The 12,425-nt window shown below is 46.2% G+C and carries 8 protein-coding genes; all 8 read right to left on the bottom strand.

Annotated elements, in window-relative coordinates:
• Window positions 1-25: 25 nt before the first annotated feature.
• Window positions 26-1,129 carry a nuclease gene (locus tag HX773_RS07245; RefSeq protein WP_176971018.1) on the bottom strand — a complete coding sequence of 368 codons (1,104 nt, stop codon included), beginning with the start codon at window positions 1,127-1,129 and terminating at the stop codon, window positions 26-28.
• 9 nt (window positions 1,130-1,138) lie between these two features.
• Complete coding sequence (locus HX773_RS07240) at window positions 1,139-2,902, bottom strand: restriction endonuclease subunit S (protein ID WP_176971017.1); 1,764 nt, start codon at window positions 2,900-2,902, stop codon at window positions 1,139-1,141.
• Complete coding sequence (locus HX773_RS07235; RefSeq protein WP_176971016.1) at window positions 2,902-4,374, bottom strand: N-6 DNA methylase; 1,473 nt, start codon at window positions 4,372-4,374, stop codon at window positions 2,902-2,904. Before HX773_RS07235 ends, HX773_RS07240 begins: the two co-directional genes overlap by 1 nt.
• 72 nt (window positions 4,375-4,446) lie before the next feature.
• Window positions 4,447-6,882 (bottom strand): EcoAI/FtnUII family type I restriction enzme subunit R, encoded by a 2,436-nt coding sequence (gene hsdR, locus HX773_RS07230; protein ID WP_176971015.1) that lies wholly within the window; start codon window positions 6,880-6,882, stop codon window positions 4,447-4,449.
• 175 nt (window positions 6,883-7,057) lie between these two features.
• Window positions 7,058-8,821: a UvrD-helicase domain-containing protein gene (locus HX773_RS07225; protein WP_047611035.1), complete on the bottom strand. Its 1,764-nt coding sequence runs from the start codon at window positions 8,819-8,821 to the stop codon at window positions 7,058-7,060.
• Complete coding sequence (locus tag HX773_RS07220) at window positions 8,821-10,884, bottom strand: ATP-dependent endonuclease (protein WP_056770781.1); 2,064 nt, start codon at window positions 10,882-10,884, stop codon at window positions 8,821-8,823. Before HX773_RS07220 ends, HX773_RS07225 begins: the two co-directional genes overlap by 1 nt.
• A 172-nt stretch (window positions 10,885-11,056) precedes the next feature.
• Window positions 11,057-11,956, bottom strand: a complete 900-nt coding sequence (locus HX773_RS07215) for a hypothetical protein (RefSeq protein WP_047611039.1) — start codon at window positions 11,954-11,956, stop codon at window positions 11,057-11,059.
• 90 nt (window positions 11,957-12,046) lie between these two features.
• A complete protein-coding gene (locus HX773_RS07210) occupies window positions 12,047-12,316 on the bottom strand; it encodes a hypothetical protein (protein WP_176971014.1) in 270 nt (89 codons plus the stop codon).
• Window positions 12,317-12,425 lie beyond the last annotated feature (109 nt).

Genomic DNA, 12,425 nt, shown 5'->3' with positions numbered 1-12,425 from the left:
CCGGTCTTTTATTTAAAATGGGATCTTATAGTTCCGCATCCCAGCTTTTGAAATGACGCATCAATTTTTCAACCGTATGACGCCATTTTGGCGTAGTGGGTTTGCAGACGGTATTTTGATTACCGAAGAATCCAACCTCATTAACCGCTTCCTGTTCGCTGCGGGTTTCAAGCCATTTCACTGGCACAAAATACTCTGATTTATCGGGATCATCCGCGTTCTGGCGATACAGTTCGCCATGCTTAAGCACGTCCATCGCAAGTTTTTCGCCGTCTTCAGTGTTGAGCGTAAAACTGCTGGCAGGCTCAACGGCGCTCTGCACAATGCCGACGCCTACATAACCCGTTGCCGGGATTTTCACCCAGACGCGATCACCGGGCTGAAGTTGTTTTAAGGTCTGGCTGTACCAGCTTCCGCCACCGGCGCTGATAAACCCATAGCGGCGGGCCTCTTCCCAGTTACGGCTGCTTGGGTCGCCAAAAGAGACATAGAACTCACCGTTCCACGGCTCCTTTGTTTTGGCACTGGCCCCTGCGGTCGCTTGTACGGCGTTAGTTTGTGTCTCGCTCGGATCGATAAGCCAAGCACGGCTTAAAAACTGTTCGTCGCCGTGTTGGAAAACTTTGAAGAACAGAACGTTAATCGAGATGCCGTTCTTGCTGAGGTAATCGACAATGCGCTCGGTGGACGGATCCAGCTCCGCTGCCACAATGATGATTTGATGCGACTGGTTGATGGACTCTTCTTCCAGCTCAGTATTGAAACGTTGCTTAAACGCTTCCCCCAGATTGCCGTCACCGGAGAATTTTTCATAAATCTGTGAGAGACGGTCTGCGGTTAAATCATCCACCCACGAAGCGTAATCCAACGCCTGAGCAACCACTTCACGCGGTGTACGGTCGCGTTTAAGCTCAATTAATATCAGCGAGGCATCCGGCGCAATCGCCAGCAGGTCGATACGCCCTTTATCGAGCGTATTTTCCTGATGCCCTATAATCATCCACTGGTCAGAGAGGATGGTAGGATCGTTTAATATCATCTTCTCCAGCAGTTGCTCGCTGGCGAGTTTGCTGATGGTCAGCGGCTGAGGGTTCTCCCCCACCCGCCAGATTGCATGATGAACCGGCATCGTCTGTCCTTAGCTTAGAGCTGCGTCTGTGAGGGCATCCGCCAAGTGGAGCTGGGTTTGTTGGGCGGACTTCAGGTGGGATTTGAGGGAATCGCAGATAATCAAAAACTTGTCCATCTGAGTAAGTATTTTTTCTTGCTCATTTATTGGTGGAATAGGAATCATTATATTTCTTATTTTTCCAACACTTAAATTATACAGCCCACTTGTAGTAACCGCTAATCTCTGCATTTCTTTTACACCAGAAGGTGAGTTCAAATAACCAGAAATAAAATGTTGGCTACCGTCAATATACTGCCTAACTCTGATGAGATGATTTTGATAAACGCAGTCATCAATTGGTTGTTCCCAAATTGCACACCGACCAATTTCATCAGCACTGCCATTTCCTTCAACTATTAACATATCTCCATATTTTAAAGACCACGAGTTTAATTCATGATCTTCTAATTCAAACCGCTCAAGATCGTCTATATTAATATACCCCCGTTGAACATTTGCAACTCGTAAATAGGGATAATGGTTATTAACAGGTCGTCTTTTAGGTTGCTTTTGAATTCCACCTGTAACTAAAGCCAAATCATCAATAAGACACCATTCCCACCCCACCGGCAACGCAAAAGGCTTCTCCTCATCATTCACTGGCGGCAAAGGTTTTTGTTTTTTAATTTTGCCTTCTTTCACCAGTTGCGCTTTTTCCTGCTCAATACGTTTAAGCAGTTCAGAAGCAGGTTCATCGTTCGGGTCTTGCGGCACCAGTTTACCCATCACCGCCAGTTGCAGAATGGTTTTTTTAAGTGCGTCGATACTGGCTTCGGTGGTAAACAGGGTGTCGAAATGCTGGCTGATTCGCGCCCAGTTTTCGGCGAGTTCTTCGGCATTTTGGCTGTCGGTCAGCGTTGCCAGCAGGGTTTCCACCAGTTGCTGATGTGCATCCAGGCTGGTTAGAGATTGCTGTTCCAGTTGATCACACAGAAATATAAGTTCATTAATTTTATCAACAATAATTTGTTGCTCCCGCTCAGAAGGAAGGGGAATTATAATATTATTAATTTGAATTGTACTTATATTAGGTATTGCACTACCCATTGAAATAGATAAATTTTCAGCAATTTTAGTTGAAAGGTAATAATACAGGTAATATTTATTCATTAAAAGTGGTGATATTTTACCCACTCGTTGATTCAAGAAAAAAATTTTATTTGTAGTATTGAAACCCAACTTACCCGTTGTCGCCCCTGACATTGCAATTACTAAACAACCAGGCTCAGCTTCAAGATCAAGAGGTAAGTTTTCTACGACAGACTGATCAACATAAGACATGTTTTCCGTAGAAATAAAACCAGCACTATCTATATCCCCAATTTTGACAATACCGACGCCATCATCTTTAAAATCGCTGCTTTTAAATGCGAAACCATTGGTAAAGATAGCAATATCTCCAACACGCCCCCACTCCCAACCCTCCGGCAGCTCAAACGGCTTCTCATCTTCACTAATCTCAGGCAGAGTCTTCTGCTTTTTAATCTTCCCTTGTTTCACCAGTTCCGCTTTCTCTGCGGCAATACGCTTTAACAGCTCAGACACCGGTTCATCATTCGGATCCTGCGGCACCAGTTTGCCGCGCACTGCCAGTTCCAGAATCAGCTCGCGAAGTTTCTTAATGCCATAGAGGTCGATTTTACCGTTACTTCCGCGCCCGGCCGTGGAGCGGGTTTGCAGCGCAGAGGACCAGATATCGATATGGTCGGTGATCAGTTTCTCAACGGTCATCAGTTCGCCTCCTTGCTGCCCGCCAGAGCCGCACCAAGAATATCGCGCAGCTGGTTGCGCAATTCGCTGATTTCCGCCTGCTGCTTCTGGTACTGCGCCAGCAGCTCATCCGGATCGTGACTGATGGTTTCGCCCTGATACGGGTTTTTGATATCGAGGTTAAAGTTGCGGACGATGATGTCGTCGATGCTGACTTTCCACGCCTGGTTGTTCTCTTCACGGCTAGTAAAACCGTCAGCCTCATTGCCCCACCAGTCGATTTCCGTCTGGAACTCTTCAAACTTCATCGGTTTGGTTTTGCTGTAGTTCTTCACGCCATCCGGGTATGGGTGTTCATAGAACCAGATCTCTTTGGTCGGCTGGCCTTTGGTGAAGAACAGAATATTGGTTTTGATGCCGGTATACGGGCTAAACACCCCGTTTGGCAAACGCACGATGGTGTGCAGATTGCACTCTTCGGTCAGCAGTTTTTTGATTTTGGTTTTAACGCCTTCACCAAACAGCGTGCCGTCCGGCAGAACGACGGCTGCGCGGCCTTTATCGGCCAGCACTTCGACGATCAGTTGCAGGAACAGATCGGCAGTCTCGCGGGTCTGCATCTCGGCCGGGAAGTTCTTCTCGATGCCGTCTTCTTCTGTGCCACCAAACGGCGGGTTGGTGACAATCACGTCTAACTGCTCATCCCATGAGGAGAGCGGCTTGTTCAGCGTGTTGTCGTGGCGGATTTGCACCGGCACTTCAATGCCGTGTAGCAGCATATTGGTAGTACACAACAGATGTGGAAGCTGTTTTTTCTCAACGCCAAAAATCTGCTTTTGCAGTATCTGATGGTCTTCGGTGGTGTTGACGTAATGCTCTTTGACGTGGTCAAACGCACAGGCCAGAAAACCGCCTGTACCACAGGCCGGGTCCATAATGGATTCGCCCAGTTTCGGGTCGATGCGATTCACCATAAAACGCGTTACGGCACGCGGAGTATAGAACTCACCGGCGTTACCGGCGCTTTGTAAATCACGCAGGATTTGTTCGTAGATATCACCAAACAGGTGGCGTTCATTGCTGTTGCTGAAATCAATTTCATTCAGCTTGTTGATGACCTGACGCAACAAGGTGCCGTTTTTCATGTAGTTGTAGGCATCGCTGAAAGCCTGCTTCACTACAAAACCGCGCGGATTAGTATCGAGCGGTGCAGTCAGATTTTTCAGTGCCGGGAACAGATCGTCGTTAACAAACTCCATCAACGCATCGCCGGTAATGCCTTCATTGTTGGCCGCCCAGGTGCGCCACAGATAACGCTGCGGGATCGGCAGACGGTAATCATCCTGCTCAAGTTCCAGCTCTTCTTCCTGCGTATCGAAAATCTTCAGGAACAGCAGCCATGAAAGCTGACCAAGACGTTGAGCATCACCATCGACACCGGCGTCTTTACGCATGATGTCCTGCAGGGATTTAATGACGGAGCTGATAGACATAGTGGTTTCCATACTTCAAAAAATGATGCCACCGGCAGCCAAAGCTCCCGGTGGCAGAAAAGTGTCGTGCAGTCAGGCGGAGCGTGGCGACGGCTGGTAGATTTCGTTTTCCAGTTCGTTCACGGCGTTCTCATAGGATTTTTTATCGCCAAAGCTGTTTTTGATGATCTCTAACGGGCGGCCAAGGGTATCGAAAGGTTTTAGTTTTAGCACCTGAATATCTTCAATCTCGTGCACACCCTGATCGGCATATTTGTCCAGCAGCGTATTCAGGACGTTCTGTGCAGGCGCGGAATATTTGGTGAAGTAATTACGCTTACGCACGTTGTCCGCGCGTTCACGACGCGTCAGCGGTGGCTGGCCGTAAACGACGTGGCAAAGCAGATCAAACGGGTCGAGATCTTTATCCACTTCTTCCGCCAGCACTTCCCACAAAATACCCAGTTCCTTCAGTTCATCAATGATCACCTGTTTGCGGGTGGCAGACTGCCACTTACGGGTAAAATCATCAAGCGATGCGTAGTCTTTGTCTTTCAGCAGGGTTTTGCGGGTGTAATCCTGGAAGGATTCGGTGACCAGTTTCCCGTCCGCATCGTAATACTGAACGCGTTTTGCCAGGACTTTCACCTGCACGCCATTCACGTAGAATTTACGGATTGGACGCTCTTCATCTTCTTCAAAAGGCGCGAAATCCGGATCGGGGGTAACGTTATATTCCCCGGGTGTTTCGTGAATCGTTAAGGTATCAGGATCCGCTATTTCATCCGTAGATTCATCTTCCAGCATTTCATCAAATTCAGAATCCGGATCGGAGATGTCCTCCGGCGTGGTGCGGATCACTTTTTCCGGCACGCCATCAAAGCGTTCATCGGCAAACAGTTCCGTGGCTTTTTTGAAGTCGAGAATGGTGAACCACAGTTTGCCGAACTTCTCGTTGATACGCGTGCCGCGACCGATGATCTGTTTGAATTTGGTCATGGACTGAATGTTTTGGTCCAGTACCACCAGTTTGCAGGTCTGGGCATCGACACCGGTACTCATCAGCTCGGAGGTGGTGGCAATAACCGGATACGGCTTTTTCGGATTGATAAAGTTATCCAGCTGCGCTTTGCCGATGGCATCATCACCCGTAATTTTCATCACATACTTTTCGTTTTCCAGCACCCGTTCTGCGTTGAGGATCACCAGCGCGTGGCGCATCCTGTCTGCGTGGTCGATGTCGTTACAAAAAACGATAGTTTTGTCCATCGGGTTGGTGCGATTTAAGTAGTCGGTTATGGTCTGCGCCACCAGCATTGTTCGTTCTTCAATGACCAGGTTACGGTCAAAATCCTTGATGTTATAAATACGATCCTCAATGGCTTGACCATATTTATCCAGTTGCCCTTTAATGGGCCGCCAGCCCTGTACGTCCACATTGATATCCACACGGACCACTTTGTAGGGCGCCAGAAAACCGTCTTCGATCCCTTCTTTTAGAGAATAGGTATAAACCGGTTCTCCGAAGTAATCGGTATTGGACACTTCGTCTGTTTCTTTCGGGGTTGCCGTCAGGCCGATCTGCGTGGCGCTGCTGAAATAATCAAGAATTTCGCGCCATGCGCTGTCTTCCGACGCGCTGCCGCGATGGCATTCGTCAATGACAATCAAATCGAAGAAATCCGGTGCGACCTGTTTGTACGCTTTCTGATGTTCTTCCGGCCCGGTAATGGCCTGATAAAGCGCCAGCTGAATTTCATACGCCGGGTCGATATTTCTTCCGGTGACTTTTGCCATCGCTGTGCCGAAAGGCTGAAAGTCATTATTTTTGGATTGGTCGACGAGGATATTGCGGTCAGCAAGGAACAAAATGCGTTTCTTATTTTTCGCTTTCCACAACCGCCAGATAATCTGGAAGGCGGTATAAGTTTTACCGGTACCGGTCGCCATCACCAGCAGTACCCGCTTTTGTCCGGCAGAGACGGCAGCAATCGTTTTGTTGATGGCCTGAAGCTGATAATAACGCGGTGATTTACCGGTGCTGTCATCGTAATAATCCTGACTGATGACCGGTAGCTGCTCAGCGGTAAATCCTTTCCAGACACAATACTTTTCCCAAAGCTGTTGTGGTGTCGGGAAATCGGCGAGCGATATTTCAGACTCGAGTTGTGAGGGATTGGTTTTGTCGTGAAAAATAAAACCATCGCCGTTGGAAGCAAACACAAAAGGCACATCAAGCAAACGGGCGTAATCCTGCCCTTGCTGCATGCCTTTACCCATCTCATACTTATTGGCCTTAGCTTCTATAACAGCTAGTGGCAATCCGGGCTTGTGGTAAAGCACGATATCAGCGGACTTCACCGTCAGGCGTGCCGCCAATTTCCCGCGCACCACGACTTTCCCATCGCGAAGTTTTACCTCCTGGCGTATCTGCGACATTACATCCCAGCCCGCGTCTGTCACCGCAGGTAGGATGAATTGGGTAATGATGTCCGTTTCGGTCAGATGAGTTTTGTTAACGCCAGCCATAGCAGAGTTCCCAACGATGGTGTGTGTCTTCAGATTAACTTACAAAGGTGTTTCAAATCATGACTTAAAACTAGGTTTTAATCCATAAGCCAACACAGCGTGTACCTTCACGAAAAAATCGTGATGAAAAATATCCCAGGATTGCCGATAATAGTCCTGTCAGAGAGAAGACTAGCTAATGCAACTCTGGATTAGCGGGAAGCGCCACAATGTTTTCTCTACCAAACCATTCTGTCAGCTTAACCGTAGCGTTGGCAGTTAGCTCTTGAGTAAATAGAACCGCAAGACGTCTTTTGGGGCGCGAGCAAGCTACATAAAAAAGATTACGGTTGTTCTCAAAAAACTCGACCTTTTCCGCCGGTGGCCCTGCATCAATCCATTCTAACATTTGTACGAAGTTGTATTTATTCCAGCCACGCCCAACAATGACGAGCACGTTTTCAAACTCCGCGCCCTTTACACCATGCTTAGTTGCGAATGGGGTATTGCCATCAATAAAGCAGTCCAGCGCAATAATTTCGGTATAGGAAACATTCCGCAATTTGCGTAATTGCGTCACGCGGCGGGGTTCTTCATCTACCGGTTCGGCACCGATCTCCGCCAGCTTAAGCTCACGTTCTTCAACTGCTCGAGGTAACCGCATGTGTGGCTGTGCCGCAATAAAGTCCACAACCTCACCAATTGATCCTCTCAACCTGAGCTCAATTAAAGAATTCATGGATTCAGTCCAAGCGATCTTGTCTTGATGCCTGCGAATATGGGGCATGCTTGTCCCAAAAGACTCAAACATGTCACTATAGCGGCGATCAATAAAAGCCGAGCAGGCAGGCTCGAGCTGATCGGTCAAAAACTTAATATGTGGATCTTCCTTCTTGAGCCATGGATCGTTGTATTGACCGTAAATAGTTGGAATAGAGGCATAACCTTGTTCGCGGGCCAGCACACTGTGGCTAAGCATGAGAATTTTAGTATGTTCGATCGAAAAGGCCCAGCCATCAGAAATGAGATGAGATTTAACGTAGTTAAAGTACGCTTTAGCTGCTTCGGGAGTCGTATCGCCTGTCCAGTGACCACCGCCTCTCCCAGTACGCCGCTGACCTACCCACTGATTAGTATGGAATACACGGGCCTCGCCAGGCGCGTCAGGATCACTAACCATCTGAGGTAAAGCTGGACGCATGCGATTTAACACACGCACAATCGGATCAACCGATCGAAAATTGGCATTTTTATCAATTATTACAAGAGAAGCATGCTCGACTAAACCACAACCTTCTCCATAAATTTTCTGCCAATGATCACCAAAAAGGCCAATGACAGGCCCTTCTCGGCGATCCAGAAACCAATCTTTCAACGCAGTAATAAATGCAGCATCAGTATCTTGGTATTCGTCGATCAATAAAATTGGGTAACGAGCACAAAGAACAGTACGGAATTTTGGTAAATCCATTGCTTTAATCATTAAAGCCAACACATCTTCATGGCGGATCGAGACCTGATGGTCAGCCACACTCGGATATCCCAATTCATAATGAACTCGCCGAACACCTATGCCATTTACTTGCTCAAGGCGCTCAGCCCAACCAGGGAGAAGAGGAACAAACTCACGCAACATTGCCTGAAAATCTTTCAAGATTGACCAGCAAAATCCATGTACGGTCTCTGGGCATACTGCTGGGTGCGATTTAATTCGCGAGATAATTTCGTCTTTAGCAACATTAGTGTAGGTAATGCAGCCAACTTGTTGACGCTTACGAATCAACTCGCCACCGCGTTTATCGATTAGCCAACGGAGGGCTTTTTCCAAAGAGAATGTCTTGCCTGCACCTGCACCAGCCTCAAGACGAAAACTTCGATCTTGTTCAAGGCAATCAAACATGCGTTCTAATGCTAACCGTCCCGCAGTATCTGCTGGGCTTTCATGAATTTCAGTAGTCATTAAGCCCCCTCGCCACTCATCTCAATCCCAGCTACAGCAGCGACAATATCTGATGGTGTAACTTGTGGTATCACTACGACTGGATTGCCTTCAGCAAGCCATCTTAAACCTTCTGAAATATAACGCGGCACATTCCATGTGGTGTTTTCAATTGCATAGGTCAATGCAAAAGTTGATTTTTTTTGGTCAGCAGCATGGTCATAAGCAAGTGTTGCACGATCACCTTCACCAAGGCCGAAGCTTTCGAAATTAGCTAAGATAAAAGCATCTTCGAAGCTGCGCGCACATGCCCCACCATCCATTTCAGGTATCTGATATGCAAGGCGACGGCTATCAACAATCTTATTCGCATGAGACTGAGTTAATAATTGGGTAGGTGTAATATCATTATTGGCGAACCAAGCTTTGATGCAGCCGTTACTCGTGAATTCACCATTTGCAACAGGTGTTGCAACGCGTTTATTGTTTGCATTACGCTTCACCGAATCAATATCGGTAATTATCAGCGTGCGTAATTCGAGAAAAGACAAGAGGTCAAAAAATCTGTGTGCGTAAGCCCCTCCAACTTCCATCACTGTCAGATACTGGCTACCAAGTTGTGGTTCACCTGGAGCTGCAGCATCAGTTTTACGAATCATCGCAGGTAAAAGCAGTCGTTCAGAAGTGCCCTCAATCAAGACGGCTTTATCTGCAAAGAACAAGTCGCATCTAGTCAAAGTCAAATATTGATATAAAAAATCACGTTCAGGAACAGGTGCATCCCCCATCCCCTTACGCAGATCTTTGACTACCGACTGTCGGAAACCATCATTGCCTTCCCGAGTAAGAAAATATCGCATTGACTCAAATCGTGCTTCATTCGCCATATGTGGCGAATGGGTGCTAATGACAAACTGAACCGGCCAGGGTCTGTTCTCATTGAGCTGTGTTTCGAAAGCTTTTGTTATTTTACTCAGTTGGCGAATAAAGACTTCTTGCATCTGTGGATGCATATGGGCTTCAGGCTCCTCAATAAAGATGAGATGCACTCCCGCAGCGGTTGGAGTTGCCTGATATTCGCGGAAAAAACGCAGGAGTTGGAGCAAAATATAAACTAGATTACGCATTCCGAGCCCATTATAAGTCTCAGGCAGAGTAATCCCATTAACACCGACATAGCGGACTTTCGTGTGATTATTAAGCAACTTATCGACATCAAAGCTGGTCTCAGTTACAAGCCCAGGATCAGCTAAGCCAGGATATCCGAATAAATCAAATGTGGGTAATAGGGAGGTCAGTTTTTCATTGAAACCAACATGAAGCTCTGTCTGAATCTGCTCAACAGCCATTTTGAGCTGTGCCGCAGTTGTACGTTTATTACTATCAATCGGATCAGTTAAAGCTGATTGAAAAAGAACTTCAATAATCTTTCCTAGTACATCGCGCTCACGGTGAGTATCATCATCCAGACCACGCTGAGCATTAATAAATCCACCATTAATCAAAATTTTAATCGTTTTTAGGTCAAGATTTTTACGGTTGGTTGAATCATTTGGATCAACAGCCTCAAGCTTGCATTCATACGACTGAGGTAAACGCGTCTCAACTGCGCGGAATAGAGCTGAACGCTCAATATTCATTCCCTCAGGAAGTACAGTAATGTCAGCAAAAAGTGATTCAGTGGCTACCGAGTTAGGTCCAAAAGTGAGAACCATGCGTACAAAGTTACAATCAGGGTTAAGGTCGATTATGCAGTCACTTATTGGCCCTAAGTCCGGGGACTCAACATCATACTCCACATCAAGCTTAATTATAATTGACGGCAAATGATGATAAATATCCTCACGTGATTCTCCTGCTCGCAGTGCCTCAAATGCAGACCAAAAGCCCTCATGACTTCCAAGCGAAAAATCTTCAAGCCTGAACGAAGGGCCTTTATCAGACAAAAGTCTACGAAATAATTCAGCAATTGAAGTTTTACCACTGTTATTACGACCGACGATTAGTGTAATTTTTTCTTCAAGCCCAAGAGATACATTTTTTAGAAGCCGGAAATTTTCTATTTCAATATTTTTAACTAGCATATGCTCTGCTTCCTGCGTATTAAGTTGTCAAAAATAACAATGAAACCTCAAGCGTATATAGGTGACCTCAACTCAATCCTGACTTTCTATTTCGACAGCTAATGTCGGAGTCTTGCATTCTAATGTTGGTTAGCTTGTTTTCCGACAATCACTTACGAAGCAGATTTTCTCTTCAGGAATAAGTGATATACCCCATAATAGAACAGATTAATCTGTAGTCGGTCACATAAAAGATCTCCTGATTATCAACGTCTTGTTCACCCATGAAAAAGACCCAGGCTTTATCCTGCTGCCCCTTATCTTTGGCTTCTTTCGCTTCTTCTTGAGCGGCCTCTAGTTCCTTACGAAGCACAGTGCGTTTAGCTTTAGACCATTGCGCCCATTCAATATGGATCTGGTAAATTCTCGATGGTTTGCCGCCTTCCCATTCACCGGACAAAGGAATAATGAGCATTTCATCATCGTAGCTTAATCTCTGCCACAAAAGCTGAGCATAAAAAATCTTTGCGTCAGGATAGGGTTGTATCGGAGGTTTGATTTTTTTGAAGATAGTCATGTAGTTATGTCCAGCAACGCCGGGCACACTAAGTGACATATCGCGGTCATGAGGAAAACGGATAAATGCGCGGCAAATCTGACGAATTGAATTAACCTGACGACGTGATTCTCTCGTGGGAGCATTGCCTTCACTCGACGATGAAGATGCCGGACGTGTAGAACTTGGCTTGCTTGCTCCACCAGTTAAATCGAGGTCGATAGTGGGCCGCTTATCTATGAGTTTCAAACCTGAAGGTGATAAGCCTGGGGCACTGTCCAGTATGTGGCGAACGCTCTTCTTCTGTCCTTGACGAACAACGGCGTTTTCAGCATCTGCATCACAATCAGGGAGATGCTTGGTGTGGCGCTTCTTTTTAAAATATGCCCTGACCTTCTTATCTTTTTCCCATGCCGCTGGTTGCATTGTAATACCGCAACCCCAGCATTCGTAACCATCGGTATCTACATCATCAAGCATCCATAGGTTTTCAGCTTCGACAATTTCACCGGTGTGTTTATCGCGAGCAGACTCCATTGGCTTCTCCTTTTCAAACCGCAATCATATTCACCTATTCACGCAACATTTTCACCGTACTCGCCGAGCAAAAAGGGAACGCTATAACTATCACTTCCTACCTTTTCTAAGCACTACAGAGAAAGCTTCTTTTAAATTTTTATCATTCCTTGACCAATCCTGCACTGTGCGTCCTAAATTATTTTCTTCCATAATAAATGGTTGTCTTATTTGGTTATAGCTTGGAAGAAGGGCATTTTCATTTTTTATTTTTCTATTTTCGCTCTGAATGAATAACCATAAATCAGCTGTAATATCATCAACAGCCGTGATCTTATTTTTCCAACCATCTTCTGGTACTTTTTCTTTCAAAAGTCGCATAACCTCTTTTTTAACTACGTCAAACTTTCGAGATCTAGCTTGGCCCCCTTTATTGGCATTGTCTTTTATTTCATCCTGTTTTACATCTTTGTGTAGCGGTCAACAAAAA

Origin of the sequence: Pantoea sp. B9002, assembly GCF_013385945.1 — a bacterium.
Taxonomy (GTDB): Bacteria; Pseudomonadota; Gammaproteobacteria; order Enterobacterales; family Enterobacteriaceae; genus Pantoea.
Note: the sequence above shows the minus strand (reverse complement) of the source record. Positions and strands in the feature narration are given on the sequence as shown.